Source organism: Achromobacter dolens (assembly GCF_902859745.1).
Classification (GTDB): domain Bacteria; phylum Pseudomonadota; class Gammaproteobacteria; order Burkholderiales; family Burkholderiaceae_B; genus Achromobacter; species Achromobacter dolens.
The window spans coordinates 1-20,917 of sequence record NZ_CADIJW010000020.1 but is presented as its reverse complement, the minus strand read 5'-3'; the positions used below and the strand labels follow the sequence as shown (position 1 = coordinate 20,917).

Genomic DNA, 20,917 nt, shown 5'->3' with positions numbered 1-20,917 from the left:
AAAGGTGGCAGCAGATACGTATAATCGACTGTAATTGTATTGAATTCGGTGGGGGTGGCCCATGCTTGACCGCGAAGGCTACCGCCCCAATGTCGGCATCATTCTCGTCAATAGCAGAAACGAGGTCTTTTGGGGCAAGCGTATCAGGGAACATGCCTGGCAGTTCCCGCAGGGCGGCATCAAGTACGGCGAAAGCCCGGTGCAGGCCATGTATCGCGAGCTCCATGAAGAGGTGGGCCTGAAGCCCGAGCATGTCCGTATTTTGGGGCGTACACGCGATTGGTTACGTTATAACGTGCCCGATCACTTCGTCCGGCGTGAGTGGCGCGGCCACTATAAAGGACAAAAGCAGATTTGGTTCTTGTTGCGCCTGGTGGGACGTGACAGCGACGTATGCCTGCGCGCGACGCAGCATCCGGAATTCGACGCCTGGCGCTGGAGCCAGTACTGGGTGCCGCTGGATGCCGTGATCGAGTTCAAGCGGGACGTCTATACCCAGGCGTTGAACGAGTTGTCGGCAATCCTCTTTCGGCGTCACCACGAAACCCGCTACCTGCGTCAGCGCGTGCATGGGCAGCGGGCGGCAGAGAACTTGCCCGAAGGAACGGACGGTCATGCGCATATTATTGGTTGAAGATGAACGGGACATGGCGTCCTGGCTGATGCGCGCGCTCGCGCAGAGCGGATTCGTGCCGGACCACGCGGCCGACGCCCGCACGGCCGAAGCGTTCATGGCGGGCACCGAGTACGACGCCATCGTCATGGACCTGCGCCTGCCCGACAAGCACGGCCTGGTGGTGCTGCGCGAGATGCGCAACCGCGACGACCGCACCCCGGTGCTGCTGCTGACCGCCCAGGGCGCGCTGCAGGACCGCGTGCGCGGCCTCAACCTGGGCGCCGACGACTTCCTGACCAAGCCGTTCGCCCTCGAAGAACTTGAAGCCCGCCTGACCGCGCTGGTGCGTCGCAGCCGCGGCCGCCAGCATCCGCGCCTGCAATGTGGCTCGCTGTCCTACGACAGCGAAAGCCGCGCCTTCACGCTCGACGGCTCCCTGCTGTTCCTGACCCCGCGCGAGCACGCCGCCCTGGCGGCGCTGCTGACGCGCAGCGGCTATCCCGTGGACAAATCGCAGTTGTTCGGCAAGGTCTTCACCCACGACAGCGAAGCCAACCCCGACGCCATCGAGGTGGTGCTGCACCGCCTGCGCAAGAAGCTGGCCGGCAGCGACGTGCGCATCGTGACCGTCCGCGGACTGGGCTACATGCTGGAAAGCGTGGCCAGCGAAGCCGCCGACTCCTGACTCGCTCGTGAGCCTCCGGATTCCAGGGCTGCCGCGAGTCGGCATCCGCGCGCTGCTGATCATCCTGCTGCTGCCCGGCGTGGTGGCGCTGCTGGTCATCGACAGCCTGAACGACTACCGTACCCTGTCCGAGATCACCAACGAGGCCTACGATAGCGCCCTGCTCGAACCCGCCCGCGTGCTCGAGAGCAGCCTGGAGTTCGCGCCCGACGGTTCGCTGCAAGTGGCCACGCCGCTGTACGCCCAGGTCATGCTGGAATCGCGGGCCGGCCTGCGCAAGTATTTCCGCATCGAGCAGATCGACCCGCCCCTGCCGGATGAGTCGCCGGTGCCGGCCGAACAGGGCAAGACCCTGTTGGGCATGCCGGAACTGCCGCGGCCGCCCACCTGGCCGCGCTCCAACGGCCTGCCGGTGTTCTACGACGGGGTCTACCGCAACGATCCGGTACGGGTGGTGTCGCTGGTGCGCGATCTGTACTACCAGGGCGTCCACCGCCAGGTGCTGGTGCTGGTGGCCGAAAGCACGGGCAAGCGCATCGAGGCCGAAGACAGCGCCCGCCGCCAGGAAATCCTGCGCGACGCCCGCATGCTGGCGCTGGTCGTGCTGTTGGTCTGGTGGGGCGTGTCCTGGGCCCTGAAGCCGTTGCGGCGGCTGCGCGCCGACATCCGCAACCGCCGGCCCGAAGACCTGACCCCGCTCGACGCCTCGCGCGTGCCGAGCGAAGTGGCGCCGCTGGTCGACGCCGTCAACCACCACATCGCCCGCTACCGCCGCGTGCTGGACGAGCAGTCGCACTTCTTGGCCGACGCCTCGCACCAACTGCGCACGCCGCTGGCCATCATGCTGACCCAGGCCCAGTACGCCCTGCGAGAGCGCGACCCGGCCCGGGCCCAGGAAGGGTTGCGCGCCATCGTCGACCAGTTGGGGCGCACCCGCCGCCTGACCGAGCAGTTGCTGTCGCTGGCGCATGCCAACCAGGCCGACCAGGTGCCCCGCCAACTGCTCGACCTGAACGCTGTCTCGCGCGAGGTGGTGCTGCAGTACCTGCCGCTGGCGCACGAGAAACAGCAGGACCTGGGGTGGGTGCAGGCCACCAACGAGCAGGGCCACGAGGTCGAGGTCCCGGTCTCCGGCAACGAGGCCGAGCTGCACGAGGCCCTTTCCAACCTGGTGCACAACGCCATCCACTACGCGCCCGTGGGGGCGCGCATCACGGTCTCGGTCGGCCGCCACGGCGATCGCGCCGAAGTGGCCGTGTCCGACAACGGCCCGGGGCTCGATCCGGACCTGCGCGCGCGGGCTTTCGCCCGCTTCGAGCGGGTCGGCACGGACAAACCGGTCACATCCTCCGGTTCCGGCCTCGGATTGGCGATCGCGCGCGCCTACGCCCGCCGCAACGATGGCGACATCGATCTGCGCGACGGCGAACCCAACGCGCAGGGCGGCGTCGGCCTGGCCTCCGTCGTGTGGCTGCCCCTGGCCACCACCGTGTCGCAATATCCCCGGCCTGCCGAAGTGCCCTTCACCGGCGACCAGTAATCGCCAAAGCTTTCAATCTTTCTCCCTGGCCTTCATAGCGCCGCTCGTGGATTCCCATCAGGGATAACCCCCGAATTCAGGGACTCGACAGCGCATAGAAAGCGAATTAGCAGGTTCCATCCTTAACCTGCGAACCGGCCTGTTGTTGAAAAGGCCGGGTGGCGCTCGTTCCGGGCGGCATCCCAGGGGCCCGCACGGCCCTGCTTCAGGAGGATGGAAGTGCAAAAAACAATTAATAGAAAGGACTATTACGGCGGCGCCCTGATGGTCCTAGTCGGATTGGGGGCGATCTACGGTGGTACGGACTATCACATTGGAACGCTCAGCCACATGGGCCCCGGGTTCTTTCCCGCGGCATTGGGCGGCCTGCTCGCATTGACGGGGATCCTGATCGCCATCTCGGCACGCTCCGGCGAGGCCACGCCTCCGGCGCCGGGCGACGGCCACGCGCATGGCCTGCCGGATTTCCGCGGCAGCGCCTGCATCCTGCTGGGCACGCTGGCGTTCCTGCTGCTGGGCCACTATGGCGGCCTGCTGCCAGCGACCTTCGCTATCGTCTTCATCTCCGCCCTGGGCGACCGCAAGAACACGGTCAAGCAGGCGTTCGTACTGTCGCTCGGCATGTCCGTGATCGCGGTGGTGGTTTTCTGGTGGGCGCTGCAACTGCAGCTGCCGCTGTTTCGCTGGGGTTGATGCGTCATGATTTCTCAAGCTTTGACCGACCTCTGGTACGGCTTCGGCGTCGCCTTCCAGCTCCACAACCTGATGTGGTCGTTCTTCGGCGTGCTGGTGGGTAACCTCATCGGCGTGCTGCCCGGCATGGGCGCGCTGTCGGCCATCTCGATCCTGCTGCCGCTGACTTACGTGATGCAGCCGGTGCCTGCCATCCTGATGCTGGCCGGCATCTTCTACGGTTCGCAGTACGGCGGCGCCATCGGCGCGATCCTGCTCAACCTGCCTTCGCACCCGCCGCACGCGGTGACGTGCCTTGACGGGTATCCATTGACCAAACAGGGCAAGGGAGGAACGGCGCTCGGCATCACGATGATCTGCTCGTTCTTCGCGGCCTCGGTCGGCATCATCGTCATGATCTTCGCCTCGCCGCTGCTGGTCGAAGTCGCCTTCAAGTTCGGCCCGACCGAGATTTTCTCGATCATGCTGCTGGGCCTGCTGGCCGGCGCCACCATGTCGCGCGGTTCGCCGCTCAAGGGCGTGGCCATGACGCTGTTCGGCCTGATGTGCGGCGTGGTCGGCACCGACGTGAACACCGGCACCATCCGCTTCTCGTTCGGCCTGCTCGACCTGTCCGACGGCCTGGAACTGGTGGCGATCTCGATGGGCCTGTTCGGCGTGGCCGACTTCCTGATGAGCGTCAACCGCATGACCATCATCGGCAGCGGCGCCAAGCTGCGCCTGCGCGACATGCGTCCCAGCAAGCAGGAACTGAAGACGGCCTTCTGGCCGATGGTGCGCGGCACCGCCGTGGGCACGCTGTTCGGCGCCATGCCCGGCACCGGCCCGACCATCACCACCTTCGTGGCCTACGCGCTGGAACGCAAGATCTCCAAGACGCCCGAGAAGTTCGGCACCGGCATGATCGCCGGCGTGGCCTCGCCCGAAGCCTCGTCGCACTCGAAGACGCAGGTCGACTTCATCCCCACGATGAGCCTGGGCATCCCCGGCGACGCGGTGATGGCGCTGATCCTGGGCGCGCTGCTGATCCAGGGCATCCAGCCCGGCCCGCAACTGATCACCGAGCATCCGGACATCTTCTGGGGCCTGATCGCCAGCTTCTGGGTTGGCAACGTGCTGCTCATGGTGCTCAACGTGCCGCTGATCGGCGTCTGGGTCAAGCTGCTGCAGGTGCCTTACCGCTACCTGTTCCCGTCGGCGCTGTTCTTCATCGCGGTGGGCGTGTTCAGCACCCAGAACAGTCTCTTCCAGATCTGGGAAGTGCTGGCTTTTGGCGTGATCGGCGCCGTCCTGATGACGCTGGAATTCTCGGTCGCGCCGATCCTGCTCGGCTTCGTGCTGGGGCCCATGGTCGAAGAGAACTTCCGCCGCGCCTTGCTGTTGTCGCGCGGTGACCTGGCGGTGTTCATCGAACGTCCGATCAGCGCCTGGTTCATCGGCGCCAGCGCGCTGCTCATCCTGCTGCAGGTGTGGGCCTTCCTGCGCCGCGGCAAGAACAAGAACAAGCCGCAGGTCACCCAGGCCGCCTGACCGGCTCCGCGTTCCGCGTTTCAGACACGGCCCGGCGTTCACGCCGGGCCGTTTGATTTGTGCGCCGTCTTCCCCCATGCTTGCGATTTCCCGAGCCTGTCCGGATCTACGCCATGCATATCCTTTTCGCCTGCCCCCTGCACGACCCCGACGTCTGGGTCCCGCGCCTGCAAGCCGCCATGCCCGGCTGTCGCATTTCCGTCTGGAATCCCGATGGCCCGCCCTCCGGCGCCGAGGTCGCCCTGGTGTGGAAACCTCCTGTGGAACTGTTCCGGCACGAGACCCGCATCGAGACGTTGTTCAATCTGGGCGCGGGCGTGGATGCCTTGCTCAAGATGAAGGAAATCCCGCCGCACGTGCGCATCGTCCGCCTCGAGGACGCGGGCATGTCGGTGCAGATGGCCGAGTACGCCCTGTACGCGCTGCTGCGCGTGTCGCGCGACTTCCAGGCCTTCGACGAATCACAGGCGCGCCAGCACTGGGATACCCGCGAAGGCACGCGCCAGGCCGATTGGCCGGTGGGCGTGCTGGGCCTGGGCCAGGTGGGCGCGCGCGTGGCGCAGACGCTGGCCGAGTTCGGTTATCCGGTGGCGGGCTGGTCGCGCACGCCGCGCGAGATCCCCGGCGTGGAGTCCTTCTCCGGGCAGGACGCGTTGCCGGCCTTCCTGGCGCGCACTCGCTTCCTGGTGAACGTGCTGCCGCTCACGCCCGACACCCGTGGCATCCTCAACCGCGACACGCTCGGCCAACTGCTGCCCGAGGCGCATCTGGTCAACGTCGGCCGTGGTGAACACCTGGTCGAGGAAGACCTGGTGCGGATGCTGGAAGAGGGCGAGATCGCCGGCGCGACGCTCGACGTGTTCCATACCGAGCCGCTGCCCAAGGACCATCCGTTCTGGCGCGATCCGCGCGTGCATGTCACGCCGCACATCGCCGCCCGCACGCTGCGCGACGAAAGCATCGAGCAGATTGCTGGCAAGGTCGCCCGGCTGATGCGCGGCGAGCCCATCACCGGCGTGGTCGAGCGCGAGCGCGGCTACTGAGCGGCAGGCGCCGTGGCGCCTTGCTTCTCCAGCCGCTGGTAGGTGGGGGGCAGGCGCTGCGACAGAAAATCCAGCAAGGTGCGCACCGCCGGCATCATGCCGCGCCGCGACGGATAGATGCAGTGGACGATGCCTTCCGGCGACTGCCACTGCGGCAGGACCGGCACCAGTTGGCCGCGGCGCAGTTCCTCCTGGGTCGCGATCGACGGCAGCAGCGCGATGCCGCGGCCGCGCACGGCGGCCTCCACCAGCACGATGAAGTCGTTGCACGACAACTGCGGCTTGAGTTCGATATGCACCTCTTCGCCCTTGTCGTTCCGCAGCGGCCAACGCACCTCATTCTGCGGATCGCTGAAGCTCAACGTCGTGTGCGAGGCCAGGTCCTGCGGGGTGTCGGGCGCACCGTGGCGCTGCAGGTAGCCGGGGCTGGCCACCAGCGTGCCGCGCGCGGTGCCCAGGTGGCGTACCACCAGTTCGGCATCGGTATCGAGCTTGGTCCTCACGCGCAAGGCCAGGTCCACGCCTTCGCGGATCAGGTCGACCCGGCGGTTGGTCACCAGCAGTTGTACCGAGATTGCCGGCCAGGCATCGAGGAATTCCGGCAGCAGCGGCGCCAGCACGTCTTGCGCGATCGACACCGGGCAACTGACCACCACCGGCCCTGCGGGCTGGGACTGCAACTGGCGCATGGCATCGTCGGCCGCGCGGGCCGAGGCGGCCATTTCCCGGCAGTAATGCAGGTAGCGCTCGCCGGCTGCGGTCAGGCGCAGGCGTCGGGTGGTGCGCTGCAAAAGCCTTACCCCCAGGCTTTCTTCCAGGTGCGAAATGCGGCGCGACAGGCGCGATTTGGGGATATCCAGCGCCCGCGCCGCGGCGCTGAAACCGCCCTGCTCGACGACTTGGGAAAAGTAGTAGAGGTCGTTTAGGTCTTGCATGATTGTTCTATACCTGGAACGAATAGTTCATCATACATGGGTTTATGTGAATAATTAAGCGATCTACAGTGACGTCATGCATTCAGGACGCGCGCTTTTCGCGGTCCGCACTGGAGATCACGTTATGAAAACCCTTGTCATCCTGTCCTCGATTCTGGGCGAGCGCTCGCACAGCAAGCAATTGGCCGACCATATGGTTGCCCGCGCCAAGCAGGCCGATCCGGCCGCCGTCGTCACCGTGCGCGATATCGGCGCCGAGCCGCTGCCCTATTTCGACGGCGCGACCGCCGGCGCCCTGTTCACGCCGGCCGACGTCCGCAGCGTCGAGCAGCAGCGCATCGTCGAACGCAGCGACGCGCTGGTGGCCGAGCTGATGCGGGCGGACCGCATCGTGTTCGCCGTGCCGGTCTACAACTTCAACCTGCCGGCGCAGTTCAAGACCTACCTGGACCATGTCGCCCGTGCCGGCGTCACGTTCCGTTATACGCCGGAAGGCGTTCCCGAGGGCTTGGTGAAGGGTAAGCAGGTGTTCGTGCTGACGGCGCGTGGCGGCAAGGCCGAAGGCACGCCCAACGACACCATGACGCCGTACCTGCGGCAGATGCTGGGCTTCCTGGGCATGAACGAGGTCACGTTCATCGCCGCCGAAGGCATGGCGATGGGCGAAGTCGCGGCGCTCGAAGGCGTGGCGCTGGCGCGCCAGCGCATCGACGCCCTCGACCTGGCCCCGGCGCGAGGCGCGCTGCAGGCGGCTTGATGCAATGAAAAAAGCGGCCCCGCGGGGCCGCTTTTTTTCACGTCGAGCGGGAGGTCAATCGCGCAGGCGCTTGATCAGGCTGGACGTATCCCAGCGGCCGCCGCCCATTTTCTGCACATCGCCGTAGAACTGGTCCACCAGCGCCGTCAGTGGCAGCCGGGCGCCGTTGTGGCGCGCCTCGGCCAGCACCAGGCCGAGATCCTTGCGCATCCAGTCGACCGCGAAGCCGAAGTCGAACTTGTCGTCGACCATGGTGCCGCCACGGTTCTCCATCTGCCAGCTTTGCGCGGCGCCCTTGCTGATGACATCCAGCACCAGTTTCATGTCCAGGTCGGCGGCCTGGCCGAACGCCACGGCTTCCGACAGACCTTGCACGATGCCGGCGATACAGATCTGGTTGACCATCTTGGCCAGTTGTCCGGCTCCCGGGGGGCCCACGCGCGTCACCGCGCGGCCGAACGCCTGCGCCACGGGCTTGATGGCATCGAACACCGCCTGTTCGCCGCCGCACATGACCGTCAGCACGTCGTTGACGGCGCCGGCCTGGCCGCCGGACACTGGCGCATCGATGAAATTCAGGCCCAGGTCCTTGGCTTGCGCGTACAGCTCGCGCGCCACGTCCGCCGAGGCGGTGGTGTGGTCCACGAACACCGCGCCCGGCGCCATGCCGGCGAATGCGCCATCCGGCCCGAGGGTGACGCTGCGCAGGTCGTCGTCATTGCCGACGCAGGCAAACACGATCTGTGCGCCCGCCACGGCTTCGCGCGGCGTCATCGCGCTGTGGCCGCCAAATTCGCTGGCCCAGGCCTGCGCCTTGGACGGCGTGCGGTTGTAGACGGTGACGTCGTGCCCGGCGCGGGCCAGATGGCCGGCCATGGGCAGGCCCATCACGCCCAATCCGAGGAATGCGACTTTCTGGGCCACGACTGCGTCGTAGCTCTTGGTACCGATCGATGCCATGCAGGGAACTCCGCGTTGGAAAGGAAAACCTGAGGCAGTAACCTTAACGCAATCAAAAGCCGGCGGCGAGTCCGTCGCGACGGCTGTCGCTGGCGCTGACGTAGCCATCCACTGCCGGGTCGCCCAGGCGCCAGATGAACTGGCCGGAACCGAAATCCATGTACGGGTCATCGATGCCCTCGAGCACGTGGCCGCGGGCGCGCAGGCCTTGCGCCACGGCGGCGGACATCGAGGACTCCACATCCACCGCCAGCCCCTGGTTCCATTTCCAGCGCGGCGCGTCGCAAGCGGCCTGCGGCTGCTGGCCGTAGTCGAGCATGCGCACCAGCGTCTGTACCTGGCCTTGCGGCTGCATGTTGCCGCCCATCACGCCGAAGCTCATGACCGGCGCGCCGTCGCGCATCAGGAAGCCCGGGATGATGGTGTGGAAGGGGCGCTTGCCACCCGCCACCGCGTTGGGGTGGTCGGCTTCGGTGCTGAAGCAATGGCCACGGTTCTGCAGGCTGACGCCGGTGCCCGGCACCACCACGCCCGAACCGAACCCCATGTAGTTCGATTGGATGAAGCTGACCATCATGCCGCTGCGGTCGGCGGCGGTCAGGTAGACCGTGCCGCCCTGCGGCGCATGACCGCAGGCGAATGCCTGGGCGACATTCGGATCGATCAGCCGCGCGCGTTCGGCCAGGTAGTCGGCGCGCAGCATCTGTTCGGGCGTCACGCGCATGTGGCGCGCGTCCGCGACGTGCGCATAGACATCGGCGAACGCCAGCTTCATGGCCTCGAGCAACAGATGCTGGGTGTCGGGATGATCGATCGGCCGCGCCGCCAGGTCGAAGTTCTGCAGGATCCCGAGCGCGATGAGGGCGGCGATGCCCTGGCCGTTGGGCGGAATCTGGTGCAGCGTATGGCCGCGATACGCCTGGCTGACGGGCGTCACCCATTCCGGCGCGTAGTCGCGCAGGTCGGCCAGCGTCATGGCGGCCTCGTGGGCCTGCGCATGGGCCACCAGCTTGTGGGCCGTTTCGCCTTCGTAGAAATCACGGCCGCCGCTGGCGGCGATGCGCTTGAGCGTCGCCGCGGCGCCTTTCAGCGTGAAGTGCTCGCCGATGTGCGGCGCCCGGCCCCGCGGCAGGAAGTGTTCGGCGAAACCGGGTTGCGGCTGCAGCACGTCGGCTTGTGCGGCCCACTTCTGGTGCACCATGGGGCTGACGGCGAAGCCGCGCTCGGCATAGTCGATGGCGGGCGCCAGCACGTCGGCGAACGACACGCGGCCCAGTTTTTCATGCAGCGCGGCCCAGCCGGCCACGCAGCCCGGCACCGTGACGCTGTCCCAACCGCGGGTCGGGATCATGCCCTGGTGCCGGCGGCGGAAATAGTCGGGGCTCCAGGCTGTCGGCGCCGGGCCCGAGGCGTTCAGGCCATGCAGCTTGGAGCCGTCCCAGACGATGGCGAAGCAATCCGATCCCAGGCCATTGCTGACGGGTTCGGTCAGCGTCAGCGTCGCGGCCGCGGCGATGGCCGCATCCACCGCGTTGCCGCCGCCGGCCAATACGCGCAGCCCGGCCTGCGCCGCCAGCGGCTGCGAAGTGGCCACGATGTTGCGGGCGAAGACCGGCGTACGCGTTGTGGGATAGGGGTTGTTCCAGTCGAAATTCATCTCGAATCATCGCGTGGGGGTAAACCCGTAGCTTAACGTAGATGCCGGCGTTTGCATCCACACTCTGTATTGCGTTGTAGCAATTAGTTTCTTATAACGCGTACGGTTGGCGCCGGCGCAACCGCGAACCCAAATAAAAACCCCCGGCAAGCCGGGGGTTCGGGTGGGGAGCGAAACCGCCGCGCAATGCGGCGGCGCCGTCCTCAATCTTCTTCGACGAAGGTCTCTTCGCGCTTCTTGCGGATCGCCGGCAGGGCCACCAGGATCACCAGGAACACCGCCACGGCCAGCAGCGAGGCCGACAGCGGACGCGTCACGAAGGTGCTGAAGTCGCCGCGCGACAGCAGCAGGGCGCGTCGGAAGTTCTCTTCCATCATGGGGCCGAGCACCAGGCCCAGCAGCAGCGGCGCGCCTTCGCACTTCAGCTTCGACCAGACATAGCCCACGATACCGAACATGGCCGTCGTGAAGATGTCGAACGAGTTGTAGTTGAGCGAGTACACACCGATGGTGCAGAACACCAGGATCGCGGGGAACAGGATGCGGTAGGGCACCTTGAGCAGCTTGACCCACAGGCCGATCAGCGGCAGGTTCAGCACCACCAGCATCAGGTTGCCGATCCACATCGAGGCGATCAGGCCCCAGAACAGCTCGGGGTGGCTCGTCATCACTTGTGGGCCGGGCTGGATGTTGTGGATCGTCATCGCGCCGACCATCAGCGCCATCACGGCGTTGCCCGGGATACCCAGGGTCAGCAGCGGGATGAACGAGGTCTGCGCGGCCGCGTTGTTGGCCGATTCCGGGCCCGCCAGGCCGGCCGGATGGCCCTTGCCGAAGCGTTCCGGATTCTTCGAGATCTTCTTTTCCAGCGTGTACGACGCGAACGACGACAGCACCGCGCCGCCGCCCGGCAGGATGCCCAGGGCCGAACCCAGGGCCGTGCCACGCAGCACGGCGGGCGCGGATTCCTTGAATTCCTGCTTGTTCGGGTACAGGGTGCCGATCTTGTCGGTGATGTCGACGCGGTTTTCCTTCTGCTCGAGGTTGGTCATGATTTCGGCGAAGCCGAACACGCCCATGGCCACGATGGCGAAGTCGATGCCGTCCTGCAGTTCCGGCACGCCGAAGTCGAAGCGGGCCACGCCCGAGTTGACGTCGGTGCCGACCATGCCCAGCAGCAGACCCAGGATGATCATCGCGATCGCCTTGGGCAGCGAGCCCGAGGCCAGCACCACGGCGCCGACCAGGCCCAGGCACATCAGCGAGAAGTACTCGGCGGGGCCGAACTTGAAGGCGACTTCAGCCAGCGGGGGCGCGAAGGCGGCCAGCAGCAGCGTGGCCACGCAACCGGCGAAGAACGAACCCAGGGCGGCGATGGCCAGCGCGGCGCCAGCACGGCCGTTGCGGGCCATCTGGTGACCGTCCAGCACGGTCACCACCGCGGACGTTTCCCCTGGCAATGCCACCAGGATGGCCGTGGTCGAACCACCGTACTGGGCGCCGTAATAGATACCCGCCAGCATGATCAGGCCGGCCACCGGCGGCAGCACGTACGTGATCGGCAGCAGCATCGCAATGGTCGGGACCGGGCCGATGCCCGGCAGCACGCCGATCAGCGTACCCAGGACGCAGCCCAGCAGCGCGTACAACAGGTTCTCGGGCGTGAACGCCACCGAGAAACCCAACATCAGGTTGTCAAACAATTCCATGACCGGTTGCTCCTCAGTTCATGCCCAGAAACGACGGCCACAGCGGGAAAATCAGCCCCAGCCCCTTGACGAACGCCAGATACGAGAACACCACCAGGAAGATGCCGTTGGCGACGGCGACCTTGAGGCTGAACTCGTGGCTGGCCAGGCTGCTGAGTACCACCAGCAGGAACACCGAGATATAGATGCCCAGCAGTTTCAGGACCAGGCCATAGACGACCACGGATCCGACCACGAGGAACACGATGCGCCAGTCGAACTTGTCGACGTGGGTTTCCTGGGCCTTCTTCGACATCGAGCCAAGCAGCACGATGGCACCCAGCAATGCGAGAACAATGCCCAGCCAGAAAGGAAAATACCCGGGGCCCATCCGGGCGGCAGTACCCATTTGGTAGCTGCTGGCTTGCCAGGCGAATCCCAGTCCAAGGGCGATGAACATCACCCCCGACCAGAAGTCCTGTCGATTGCGTAGCTGCATGATTGGTTGGCTCCTGTTTACAGCATGTAGATAAAAAGAGGTTTGTGGTCCGCCGCACTGGCAGAAAGCCATGTGACAGGCACAAAAAAGGCACGACTCGGTGCCCGGTGTTCTTCTGAAAGCTTCGGCGCGGCTTCTTGAAAGGGCGAATGGTAATGGACGCCCGCAACGATGCAAACCCTGTAAGCTAGGTGAAAGCCTGGGGTTTTCCCTAAAATTGGGGAACTCCCGATCCCCAGATGTAACGGGGCGGGCAGATTGAGGGTTGTTTGAAAGCTAAGTGAAAGTTGATAGAAAGAAATGCGAAAGCGGGGTCGCTTGATCTGCCGCTTGCCGGGCGCGAGGGACTTTTCTAGTTGTGCCTGATCGGGTATGTTGCCCGCCGCCGGCAATGCCGCCTGCATTTCCTACTGAATATTGCCGTGTTTCTCACCTTGCGTGAAGCGGCCCGATTCCCCACTGGATGGTTTACGATAGCGCCCATGCTGCAAGACCTAGACCAACTCGCCGCCCGTATTGGGCAACTGGTGCAACGCACCCGGCAACTGCATGCCGAGCGTGACGCATTGCGTATGCGCCTGAATGAAACCGAAGCCGAGCAGCGTGTGCTCAAGCAGCGCGCCGCCGAGCGTGAGGCCGACATCGCCGTGCTGCAGGGCAAGCTGCAAGACAACGACGGCGCCGTCACCGCGATGCTGGAGCAGGCGCAGAAGGCCGAAGTGGCCCTGCGCGAACAGCTCGCTCGCGAAACCGCCGAGCGCCAGTCGCTCGAGGCGCGCTTCGCGGCCCGGGAAACCGAAATGCAGGGCACCCTGCAGAGCCGCGACACCGAACTACAGCGCCTGCGTGTGGCCGCCGCCGCGGCCCGCGAGCGCATCGACGCCGTCCTGGCCCGTCTGCCGGGTGCGCCGTCCGGAGAGCAACACTGATGGAACGCGTAGACGTAACAATCCTCGGGCGTGATTATTCGCTGGCGTGTTCGGCCGAGGAAAAGCCCACGCTGTTGGCCGCCGTGCGCCACGTCGACCAGCTCATGCTGCGCATCCAGGGCACCGGCAAGGTCTCCAGCAACGAACGCATCGCCGTCATGGCTGCGCTGCAGGTCGCTGGCGAGCTGCTCGCCATGAAAGCGCCGGATGGTCCGCTGGGTGGTTTGGCGGTCGGCGACTTCAAGCGTAGAATCGAGGACATGAACGCAGTCCTGGACGACGCGCTGTCAGGGCAAGAAAAGCTGCTCTGACGTTCATAAGCGGTTTTCACTCAGTTTTTTTTCAAGTTTTTCAGTTTGTCCCTGCCGTGTCCGTGACCTGGCCATACATTCTCTGAACCTATGTCTTATGGCATATTGGTTGCGGGAGTGCAGAGCTGGAGCGATTGTCTCTCGTAGACGAACCCGACGCTCTTCGGAACGCGACCACCTTGAACCTCAGGGTTCGAGATGCCGGCCTTGACGGCACAGGCGGGGCATCTATCCCAGCGGACCTGCCATGAGCGCAGGTCCGCGCCGGGCACCTCCCCCATCGTCCTCCCTCATAGGACCAGTCCATGTCGAAATCCCCCGTTTTTTCGCTGACCAAACTTGGCGCGGCGTGCGCGGCCGTGGCCGCTCTCTCGCTGGCGCAGCCTGTTTTTGCGCAGGCACCGGCGACGGCTCCCGCCACGGCGGAATCCGCCGCCAACCGGTCGCCGGAACTGACGTTGCAGGCCACCGCCTCGTCCGAGGTCAAGCAGGACACGGTGCGCATCTCGCTGTCGGCCGAGACCGAAGCGGCGGATCAGCCCACCGCCGGCAAGAAGCTGACCGAGATGCTTGACGACGTGGCCAAGCGCGCGCGCGACACCAAGGGCGTCGACGTGCGCACCGGCAGCTTCAACGTCTGGCCCAATTCCACCAGCAGCAGCAAGGGCAAGACCAGCACGACCTGGCGCGGCCAGGGCGAGATCATTCTCGAATCGAAGGATTTTGCGGCCGCCGCCGCGCTGGCCTCGAAGCTGTCCGACAAGACCGCCATTTCCAACATCAGCTTCTCGCTGTCGCGCGAAGTGCGCGAGGCCGAGGAGCGCAAGCTGCTCAAGGAGGCCGCGCAGGCCTTCAAGGATCGCGCGCTGGCCGCGGCCAACGCCTTCGGCTTCTCGGGCTACCGCCTGAGCAAGCTCGAACTCGGCGGCGCCGGCGGTGTCACGCCGATGCCGCGCATGATGGGCGCCATGGCCAAGGACGCCTCCGGCGGCGCCGGCTATAGCGCGGACGTCCCCCTGGAAGCGGGGGACGTCACGGTCAGCATTTCGGTCAACGGGACGATCGTTTTGCAGTAAGCACGAACATGATGGCGCCCAGGGCGACCATTGGCAGGGACAGCCACTGTCCCATGCTCAACCCACCCGCGAGCAGGCCCAGGAAGTTGTCCGGCTCGCGGGTGAATTCCACCAGGAAACGGAACGTTCCGTAGCCCATCAGGAATACCGCGCTCACCTGGCCCAGGGGGCGCGGTTTGCTCGAAAACCACCACATCAGCGCGAACAGCACGATGCCTTCCAGCCCCAGTTCATACAGTTGGGACGGATGGCGCGCGATGCCGTCGCCGCTGCTCGGGAACACCATCGCCCACGGCACGTCGGTGGGGCGGCCCCACAACTCGCCATTGATGAAATTGCCCAGTCGGCCAAAGCCCAGCCCCAGCGGGATCAGCGGCGCGATGAAATCGCTGACGGCGAAGAAGGGCAGGCCCTTCTTGCGGGCGAACAGCAGCATCACCAGGATCACGCCGATCAACCCGCCGTGGAAAGACATGCCGCCTTCCCACAGGTAGGCCACTTCCAGCGGATGCGCCAGGTAATAGCTCGGCTTGTAGAACAGCACATAGCCCAGCCGCCCGCCCAGCACCACGCCCAGCACGCTGTAGAAGATCAGGTCCTCCAGGTCGCGCACGTTCAGCGAGGTGGTATGGCCGCGCGTGATGCGGCGCCGGCCCAGGACGTATACCAGCGCGAAGCCCACCAGGTACATCAGCCCGTACCAATGGATGGACAGGGGCCCGATCTGCAGGGCAACGGGGTCGAATTTTGGATATTGCAGCATGTTCCGCCCGACACAATGAAGTTGAATGATAATAACCGGCGAGCCCCGCGGTAGATCGGCATGCAAGCCCAGGCATGCCGGTGTATCCCGAGACTCGCCCGCGAGCGAGCTGGCTACCCACCCGGGCGCGATCGCCATGTCCGCGCCCTGACGGCCGACAGGAGACAACAGACCATGTCGCACAACGAACGTTCCCGCCACATCACGCACGGCGTCGCCCGCGCGCCCAACCGCGCCATGTATTACGCGCTGGGCTACCAGGAAGCCGACTTCGACAATCCCATGATTGGCGTGGCCAATGGCCATTCGACCATCACGCCGTGCAACAGCGGCCTGCAGCGCCTGGCCGATGCCGCCATCGAGGCCATCCGCGGCGCCAAAGCCAATCCGCAGGTGTTCGGCACGCCCACCATTTCCGATGGCATGTCCATGGGCACCGAGGGCATGAAGTACTCCCTGGTGTCGCGCGAAGTCATCGCCGACTGTATCGAGACCGCCGCGCAGGGCCAGTGGATGGACGGCGTGGTGGTCATCGGCGGCTGCGACAAGAACATGCCGGGCGGCATGATCGCCCTGGCGCGCATGAACGTGCCGGGCATCTACGTCTATGGCGGCACCATCAAGCCGGGCCGCTATCAGGGCAAGGACCTGACCATCGTCTCGGTGTTCGAAGCGGTCGGCGAATACACCATGGGGCGCATGGACGAGGCCGACTTCAAGCAGATCGAGAAATGCGCCATCCCCGGCTCGGGTTCCTGTGGCGGCATGTACACCGCCAACACCATGAGCTCTGCCTTCGAAGCCATGGGCATGAGCCTGCCGTATTCCAGCACCATGGCCAACGAGGACGAAGAGAAAGTCGTCTCGGCGGCCGAGTCCGCCCGGGTATTGGTCGAGGCCGTCCGCCGCGGCCTGCGTCCGCGCGACATCATCACGCGCGAGTCCATCGAGAACGCCGTTTCCGTCATCATGGCAACGGGCGGCTCGACCAATGCCGTGCTGCATTTCCTGGCCATCGCCCACGCCGCCGAGGTGCCCTGGACCATCGACGACTTCGAACGCATCCGCCAGCGCGTGCCAGTGCTGTGCGACCTCAAGCCGTCCGGCAAATACGTGGCGACCGACCTGCATCGCGCCGGCGGCATTCCGCAGGTCATGAAGCTGCTGCTCAACGCCGGCCTGCTGCACGGCGACTGCATCACCATCACCGGCCAGACCGTGGCGCAATCGCTGGCCGACGTGCCCGATACGCCGCGCGCCGATCAGGACGTGATCATGCCGCTGGACCGCGCCCTCTATCCCCAGGGCCACCTGGCCATCCTCAAGGGCAACCTGTCGCCGGAAGGCTGCGTGGCCAAGATCACCGGCCTGAAGAACCCGGTCATCACCGGACCGGCGCGGGTCTTCGATTCCGAGGATGACGCCATGGCCGCCATCATGGCGCGCCAGATCCGTGACGGCGACGTGGTGGTGATCCGCTACGAAGGGCCGAAGGGCGGACCCGGCATGCGTGAAATGCTGGCGCCGACTTCCGCGCTGGTGGGACAGGGCCTGGGAGAGACCGTCGGCCTCATCACCGACGGCCGCTTTTCGGGAGGCACGTGGGGCATGGTGGTGGGCCACGTGGCACCCGAGGCCTTCGTCGGCGGCCCGATCGCGCTGATCCGCGAGGGCGATTCGGTTACCATCGATGCCCACAAGCTGCTGTTGCAGCTCAATATCAGCGACGAAGAAATGGCGGCTCGTCGCCAGGCCTGGGTCCAGCCCAAGCCGCGTTATACACGCGGTGTGCTTGCCAAGTTCGGCAAGCTCGCCAGCACCGCGAGCCGTGGGGCGGTAACCGATGCATTTGATACGTAGTCTGTTGGCGGTCGCCGCCGGCCTGCTGGCCGCCGGCGCGGCCCAGGGGCAAACCACCGGCCTGGATCTGGCCAAGAGCAAGGCCTGCATGGCCTGTCACCAGGTCGACGTCAAGCGCGTCGGACCGCCGCTGGCCAGCGTGGCCGAGCGCTACGCCGGGCAGGGAGATGCCATGGTGGATTACCTGGCGGGCAAGATCCGCGGAGGCGGCCGCGGCGCCTGGGGCGCCGTGCCGATGCCGGCGCAAACCCACGTCAGCCAGGAAGACGCCCGCCTGCTGGCCGAATGGATCCTGACGCTGGCGCCGGCCAAGAAGTAGTCGTATCGTCTCTGGAAAGTTTCAGGAAAGGAATCGTCATGGCTGAACAACCCTCCCCGGGCAATGAAGTCGCCGTTCTGGGCGGCGGCTGTTTCTGGTGCGTCGAGGCGGTCTTCACCGACCTGCGCGGCGTCAAGAGCGTACTGCCCGGCTACAGCGGCGGACACGTCGACAACCCCAGCTACGAGCAGGTCTGCGGCAAGGACACCGGCCACATCGAAGTGGCGCGCGTCGAATTCGATCCCGCCGAGCTGTCGTACAGCGACCTGCTGCGCGTCTTCTTCGCCACCCACGACCCGACCACTCCGGGGCGCCAGGGCAACGACATCGGCCCGCAGTACGAATCGGCCATCTTCTGGCAGAACGACACCCAGCGCGAGCAGGCCGAGGCCGTCATCGCGGAGGTCGAGGCGCAGAAGGTCTACGACGCGCCCATCGTGACCAAGCTGCTGGCGCCCGCGCGCTTCTGGCAGGCCGAGGACTATCACCGCGATTATTTCGCGCTGCATCCCGAGCAGGGCTATTGCCAGTTCGTGATCGCGCCCAAGGTCGCCAAGTTCCGCAAGCAGTTCCAGGATCGCCTGAAGAAATAAGGCAGGCGAAAAAAAACCTCGCGCAAGGCGAGGTTTCAAGGCCGGCGCCAGGTACGTGGGTACCGGCGCTGGCGGGGGAAGCGGTCAGTCGACGGCTTTCACCACGCCGCGGCGCATCTGGTCCAGCTCGATGGACTCGAACAGCGCCTTGAAATTGCCTTCGCCGAAACCGTCGTTGCCCTTGCGCTGGATGATCTCGAAGAAGATCGGGCCGATCTGGTTCTCGGTGAAGATCTGCAGCAGCAGGCCGCCGTCGGGGGCGCCATCCAGCAGGATGCGGTTCTTCTGCAGGCGCGCCACGTCCTCGCCATGGTTGGGCAGGCGGCGATCCAGCAGCTCGTAGTAGGTTTCCGGCGTATCCAGGAACACCACGCCGTTGGCGCGCAGCGCCTCGATCGTGCCGTAGATGTCCTCGGTGGCCATGGCGATGTGCTGGATGCCTTCGCCGCGGTACAGGTCCAGGTATTCCTGGATCTGGCCCTTCTCCTCGGTGCCTTCCTCGTTGATGGGAATGCGGATGTTGCCGCACGGCGAGGTCATGGCCTTGGACTTCACTCCCGTCACCTTGCCCTCGATGTCGAAGTAGCGCACCTCGCGGAAATTGAACAGGCGCTCGTAGAACTCCGACCACTCGGCCATGCGGCCCTTGTGCACGTTGTGCGTCAGGTGGTCCACCAGCGTCAGCCCGGCGCCGCGGTGGTTCAGGTCGGCCTGCGCGTTCTGCGGATCCACCGGCACGAAGTCGACGTCATAGATGCTGATGTCGCCGATGCCGCCATGGCCTTCCTTGCCATTCCAGCGGTCCACCAGGTAGATCAGCGAATCGCCGATGCCCTTGATGGCGGGAATGTTCAGTTCCATCGGGCCGCTGTGCGAGTCGAAACCCCACGCGCCCAGTTCCAGCGCGCGCTTGTACGCGGCGGCCGCGTCCTGCACGCGGAAACCGATCGCACAGATCGACGGGCCGTGCAGGCGGGCGAAGCGCTGCGCGAAGGAATCGGGTTCGGCGTTGATCAGGAAGTTCACGCCGCCCTGGCGGTACAGCGTCACGTCCTTGTGGCGGTGCTTGGCGATTGCCTTGAAGCCCAGCAGTTCGAACACCTTGCGCAGCGCGGCGGGGTCCGGCGCGGCATATTCGATGAATTCGAGCCCGGCGGTGCCCATCGGGTTGTCCCAGGGTTGGAAAGCGCTGCTCATGAGTCTGCTCCCTTGAGTCGTTGTAGAGGCGACTTGTCGTTCAAGTCTAGGATGAAGATTGTAGGGAGGAAAGGCAGGCAGACAATTGCAAACATGTCGCGAAAGGGGCAAGGTTGAGCAATAATATTGCCCAGGATAAAAAATATGGGGCTGAAAATGTCTGACATGGAGCTTGATAGGACAGATATAAGGATCCTGGCCGAATTGCAACGGGATGGCCGCCTGAGCAACCAAGAGCTGGCCGATCGCGTCTCGCTGTCCCCAAGTCCCTGCCTGCGGCGGGTGCGGCGGCTGGAAGAGAAGGGCTTCATCAAGAAGTACGTGGCGCTGATCGACGCCGAGAAGGTCGGACTGGGCCTGCTGGCCTACGTCAACATCCGCCTGAACAAGCACAGCGGCTCCAGCCACGCACCCATGAGCGATTTCGCCCGCGACGTTCAGCTCTGGCCGGAAGTGGTCGAGTGCTACGCCATGTCCGGCGACATGGACTACCTGCTGCGCATCCAGGTCGCGGACCTCGCGCACTTCTCCAAGTTCGCCATGGACACCCTGATGCGCCATCCGGCGGTGGTCGACATGCGCTCGTTCTTCGCGCTGCAGCAGATCAAGGAAACGACAGAGTTGCGGCTGTAGCGGAGCGGGATGCGTCCGTTCGTGTCTATCAGGCCTTCTATATCGGCCCCTCCATATAGGATGTCTATATATAGAGAGACCAGAGCGCGTGGCCGTGGGCGGATGTTCCCCGCCCACGGCGCCTCCTTATATAGGCCGCGATCAGGCGAAACCCTCGGCCAGGTCCACTGCACCTGGGCGTAGGGGCGAAAACGGATATGGCCCTATGGAGAACCGAGACGCCTCTATATAGAGTGGAGATGTATATCCATCTCGGCGCGCTACAGGGGTGCCGTCAGCCGCGGGGTGCTTCGCGCAGGGCTCGGGCCTGGTGATACGCATTCCATGTAGAGCAGATGGCGCAGAACGGATGGCTTTCCCATGGCAAATGCGGGGTGCGTCCCCGGAAATCATCATCTTTCTGCAAAATGGCTGTCATGCCGGCGTGACAGCCCAAATTTCTGTGCTATAGTCTCGCTCCTTCGCAGTTCACGCAGTTTTGTGAGCCGCGAAGCCAGGCAAGTGCAACGGATTTGACGCTATGGCGACGAATCTGCCGCAGGGCAGCAAGGCGGTGAGTCAGCGATGATTCTCTCGAACCGGCGGTCAGCGAATTTTGCGTAAGTCGGTGCAAATCAGGCAGAAGCCAGTTGC

Annotated in this window: 22 protein-coding genes and 1 other RNA gene; 15 read left to right on the top strand and 8 right to left on the bottom strand. The window is 65.2% G+C overall.

Translation table 11 applies throughout. The features are described 5' to 3' along the window. Positions 1-61 precede the first annotated feature (61 nt). From HV783_RS15710 to HV783_RS15685, 6 genes are all read left to right on the top strand, one after another. Positions 62-634: an RNA pyrophosphohydrolase gene (locus HV783_RS15710; protein WP_006392918.1), complete on the top strand. Its 573-nt coding sequence runs from the start codon at positions 62-64 to the stop codon at positions 632-634. Further along, positions 615-1,301, top strand: a complete 687-nt coding sequence (locus HV783_RS15705; RefSeq protein WP_020925157.1) for a response regulator — start codon at positions 615-617, stop codon at positions 1,299-1,301. The genes HV783_RS15710 and HV783_RS15705 overlap by 20 nt, the downstream gene beginning before the upstream one ends. A gap of 7 nt (positions 1,302-1,308) precedes the next feature. After that, positions 1,309-2,841 (top strand): sensor histidine kinase, encoded by a 1,533-nt coding sequence (locus tag HV783_RS15700; RefSeq protein WP_231133066.1) that lies wholly within the window; start codon positions 1,309-1,311, stop codon positions 2,839-2,841. A gap of 213 nt (positions 2,842-3,054) precedes the next feature. Beyond that, the gene (locus tag HV783_RS15695; protein WP_054503528.1) at positions 3,055-3,534 is read left to right on the top strand and encodes a tripartite tricarboxylate transporter TctB family protein; all 480 of its coding nucleotides are present in this window, start codon (positions 3,055-3,057) and stop codon (positions 3,532-3,534) included. Positions 3,535-3,540: 6 nt separating this feature from the next. Beyond that, entirely contained in the window at positions 3,541-5,064 is a 1,524-nt protein-coding gene (locus tag HV783_RS15690; protein ID WP_054503529.1) for a tripartite tricarboxylate transporter permease, read from the top strand. 113 nt (positions 5,065-5,177) lie between these two features. Then, on the top strand, positions 5,178-6,107 hold the full coding sequence (locus tag HV783_RS15685; protein ID WP_054416337.1) for a 2-hydroxyacid dehydrogenase: 930 nt from the start codon (positions 5,178-5,180) through the stop codon (positions 6,105-6,107). On the opposite strand, the gene HV783_RS15680 is transcribed toward HV783_RS15685, so the two are convergent. Continuing rightward, a complete protein-coding gene (locus HV783_RS15680) occupies positions 6,101-7,042 on the bottom strand; it encodes a LysR family transcriptional regulator (RefSeq protein ID WP_054503531.1) in 942 nt (313 codons plus the stop codon). The two genes, HV783_RS15685 and HV783_RS15680, sit on opposite strands and share 7 nt — an antisense overlap. 124 nt (positions 7,043-7,166) lie before the next feature. On the opposite strand from HV783_RS15680, the gene HV783_RS15675 reads away from it, so the two are divergent. Next, a complete protein-coding gene (locus HV783_RS15675; protein WP_175189445.1) occupies positions 7,167-7,799 on the top strand; it encodes an FMN-dependent NADH-azoreductase in 633 nt (210 codons plus the stop codon). A gap of 54 nt (positions 7,800-7,853) precedes the next feature. Here the strand turns inward: HV783_RS15675 and HV783_RS15670 are convergent, their stop codons facing one another. From HV783_RS15670 to HV783_RS15650, 5 genes are all read right to left on the bottom strand, one after another. Then, positions 7,854-8,759 carry an NAD(P)-dependent oxidoreductase gene (locus HV783_RS15670; RefSeq protein ID WP_175189444.1) on the bottom strand — a complete coding sequence of 302 codons (906 nt, stop codon included), beginning with the start codon at positions 8,757-8,759 and terminating at the stop codon, positions 7,854-7,856. A 52-nt stretch (positions 8,760-8,811) separates the two neighbouring features. Beyond that, a complete protein-coding gene (locus tag HV783_RS15665; RefSeq protein WP_175143897.1) occupies positions 8,812-10,416 on the bottom strand; it encodes a gamma-glutamyltransferase family protein in 1,605 nt (534 codons plus the stop codon). Between the two features lie 203 nt (positions 10,417-10,619). Further along, the gene (locus HV783_RS15660) at positions 10,620-12,125 is read right to left on the bottom strand and encodes a tripartite tricarboxylate transporter permease (protein WP_054503535.1); all 1,506 of its coding nucleotides are present in this window, start codon (positions 12,123-12,125) and stop codon (positions 10,620-10,622) included. Between the two features lie 13 nt (positions 12,126-12,138). Continuing rightward, positions 12,139-12,603, bottom strand: coding sequence for a tripartite tricarboxylate transporter TctB family protein (locus tag HV783_RS15655; RefSeq protein ID WP_049071356.1), 465 nt, complete (start codon positions 12,601-12,603; stop codon positions 12,139-12,141). A gap of 17 nt (positions 12,604-12,620) precedes the next feature. After that, the gene (locus tag HV783_RS15650) at positions 12,621-13,007 is read right to left on the bottom strand and encodes a hypothetical protein (protein WP_156330784.1); all 387 of its coding nucleotides are present in this window, start codon (positions 13,005-13,007) and stop codon (positions 12,621-12,623) included. 78 nt (positions 13,008-13,085) lie between these two features. Between HV783_RS15650 and HV783_RS15645 the strand changes: the two genes are divergently transcribed. The 4 genes from HV783_RS15645 to HV783_RS15630 all read left to right on the top strand — a co-directional run bounded on the left by HV783_RS15645 (position 13,086) and on the right by HV783_RS15630 (position 14,919). Next, the gene (locus HV783_RS15645; protein WP_081273659.1) at positions 13,086-13,532 is read left to right on the top strand and encodes a hypothetical protein; all 447 of its coding nucleotides are present in this window, start codon (positions 13,086-13,088) and stop codon (positions 13,530-13,532) included. Continuing rightward, entirely contained in the window at positions 13,532-13,843 is a 312-nt protein-coding gene (locus HV783_RS15640) for a cell division protein ZapA (protein WP_006388757.1), read from the top strand. The genes HV783_RS15645 and HV783_RS15640 overlap by 1 nt, the downstream gene beginning before the upstream one ends. A 45-nt stretch (positions 13,844-13,888) precedes the next feature. Next, positions 13,889-14,073, top strand: a non-coding RNA gene (ssrS, locus tag HV783_RS15635) — 6S RNA. A gap of 75 nt (positions 14,074-14,148) precedes the next feature. Next, entirely contained in the window at positions 14,149-14,919 is a 771-nt protein-coding gene (locus tag HV783_RS15630; protein ID WP_175189443.1) for an SIMPL domain-containing protein, read from the top strand. Here the strand turns inward: HV783_RS15630 and lgt are convergent. Next, a complete protein-coding gene (gene lgt, locus HV783_RS15625) occupies positions 14,894-15,682 on the bottom strand; it encodes a prolipoprotein diacylglyceryl transferase (RefSeq protein WP_049071361.1) in 789 nt (262 codons plus the stop codon). The two genes, HV783_RS15630 and lgt, sit on opposite strands and share 26 nt — an antisense overlap. A gap of 174 nt (positions 15,683-15,856) precedes the next feature. Here lgt and ilvD point away from each other — a divergent pair, with 174 nt between their 5' ends. Genes ilvD through msrA form a run of 3 tightly spaced genes read left to right on the top strand, consistent with a single transcriptional unit; the run spans position 15,857 to position 18,454 of the window. Beyond that, positions 15,857-17,542: a dihydroxy-acid dehydratase gene (ilvD, locus tag HV783_RS15620; protein ID WP_054503537.1), complete on the top strand. Its 1,686-nt coding sequence runs from the start codon at positions 15,857-15,859 to the stop codon at positions 17,540-17,542. Further along, positions 17,526-17,861 (top strand): c-type cytochrome, encoded by a 336-nt coding sequence (locus tag HV783_RS15615; protein WP_054503554.1) that lies wholly within the window; start codon positions 17,526-17,528, stop codon positions 17,859-17,861. The genes ilvD and HV783_RS15615 overlap by 17 nt, the downstream gene beginning before the upstream one ends. A 38-nt stretch (positions 17,862-17,899) precedes the next feature. After that, positions 17,900-18,454 (top strand): peptide-methionine (S)-S-oxide reductase MsrA, encoded by a 555-nt coding sequence (gene msrA, locus HV783_RS15610; RefSeq protein ID WP_054432677.1) that lies wholly within the window; start codon positions 17,900-17,902, stop codon positions 18,452-18,454. A gap of 84 nt (positions 18,455-18,538) precedes the next feature. On the opposite strand, the gene hppD is transcribed toward msrA, so the two are convergent. After that, on the bottom strand, positions 18,539-19,651 hold the full coding sequence (hppD, locus tag HV783_RS15605) for a 4-hydroxyphenylpyruvate dioxygenase (RefSeq protein WP_175189442.1): 1,113 nt from the start codon (positions 19,649-19,651) through the stop codon (positions 18,539-18,541). A gap of 156 nt (positions 19,652-19,807) precedes the next feature. Between hppD and HV783_RS15600 the strand changes: the two genes are divergently transcribed. Further along, positions 19,808-20,284: an Lrp/AsnC family transcriptional regulator gene (locus HV783_RS15600; protein WP_054503555.1), complete on the top strand. Its 477-nt coding sequence runs from the start codon at positions 19,808-19,810 to the stop codon at positions 20,282-20,284. Positions 20,285-20,917: the final 633 nt, after the last annotated feature.

Excerpts from the sequence above, each read along its gene's own strand:
- HV783_RS15710 (WP_006392918.1), top strand. The coding sequence starts at position 62 with ATGCTTGACCGCGAAGGCTACCGCCCCAATGTCGGCATCATTCTCGTC.
- HV783_RS15705 (WP_020925157.1), top strand. The coding sequence starts at position 615 with ATGCGCATATTATTGGTTGAAGATGAACGGGACATGGCGTCCTGGCTG.
- HV783_RS15695 (WP_054503528.1), top strand. The coding sequence starts at position 3,055 with ATGGAAGTGCAAAAAACAATTAATAGAAAGGACTATTACGGCGGCGCC.
- HV783_RS15690 (WP_054503529.1), top strand. The coding sequence starts at position 3,541 with ATGATTTCTCAAGCTTTGACCGACCTCTGGTACGGCTTCGGCGTCGCC.
- HV783_RS15685 (WP_054416337.1), top strand. The coding sequence starts at position 5,178 with ATGCATATCCTTTTCGCCTGCCCCCTGCACGACCCCGACGTCTGGGTC.
- HV783_RS15680 (WP_054503531.1), bottom strand. The coding sequence starts at position 7,042 with ATGCAAGACCTAAACGACCTCTACTACTTTTCCCAAGTCGTCGAGCAG.
- HV783_RS15675 (WP_175189445.1), top strand. The coding sequence starts at position 7,167 with ATGAAAACCCTTGTCATCCTGTCCTCGATTCTGGGCGAGCGCTCGCAC.
- HV783_RS15670 (WP_175189444.1), bottom strand. The coding sequence starts at position 8,759 with ATGGCATCGATCGGTACCAAGAGCTACGACGCAGTCGTGGCCCAGAAA.
- HV783_RS15665 (WP_175143897.1), bottom strand. The coding sequence starts at position 10,416 with ATGAATTTCGACTGGAACAACCCCTATCCCACAACGCGTACGCCGGTC.
- HV783_RS15660 (WP_054503535.1), bottom strand. The coding sequence starts at position 12,125 with ATGGAATTGTTTGACAACCTGATGTTGGGTTTCTCGGTGGCGTTCACG.
- HV783_RS15655 (WP_049071356.1), bottom strand. The coding sequence starts at position 12,603 with ATGCAGCTACGCAATCGACAGGACTTCTGGTCGGGGGTGATGTTCATC.
- HV783_RS15650 (WP_156330784.1), bottom strand. The coding sequence starts at position 13,007 with ATGCAGGCGGCATTGCCGGCGGCGGGCAACATACCCGATCAGGCACAA.
- HV783_RS15645 (WP_081273659.1), top strand. The coding sequence starts at position 13,086 with ATGCTGCAAGACCTAGACCAACTCGCCGCCCGTATTGGGCAACTGGTG.
- HV783_RS15640 (WP_006388757.1), top strand. The coding sequence starts at position 13,532 with ATGGAACGCGTAGACGTAACAATCCTCGGGCGTGATTATTCGCTGGCG.
- HV783_RS15630 (WP_175189443.1), top strand. The coding sequence starts at position 14,149 with ATGTCGAAATCCCCCGTTTTTTCGCTGACCAAACTTGGCGCGGCGTGC.
- lgt (WP_049071361.1), bottom strand. The coding sequence starts at position 15,682 with ATGCTGCAATATCCAAAATTCGACCCCGTTGCCCTGCAGATCGGGCCC.
- ilvD (WP_054503537.1), top strand. The coding sequence starts at position 15,857 with ATGTCGCACAACGAACGTTCCCGCCACATCACGCACGGCGTCGCCCGC.
- HV783_RS15615 (WP_054503554.1), top strand. The coding sequence starts at position 17,526 with ATGCATTTGATACGTAGTCTGTTGGCGGTCGCCGCCGGCCTGCTGGCC.
- msrA (WP_054432677.1), top strand. The coding sequence starts at position 17,900 with ATGGCTGAACAACCCTCCCCGGGCAATGAAGTCGCCGTTCTGGGCGGC.
- hppD (WP_175189442.1), bottom strand. The coding sequence starts at position 19,651 with ATGAGCAGCGCTTTCCAACCCTGGGACAACCCGATGGGCACCGCCGGG.
- HV783_RS15600 (WP_054503555.1), top strand. The coding sequence starts at position 19,808 with ATGTCTGACATGGAGCTTGATAGGACAGATATAAGGATCCTGGCCGAA.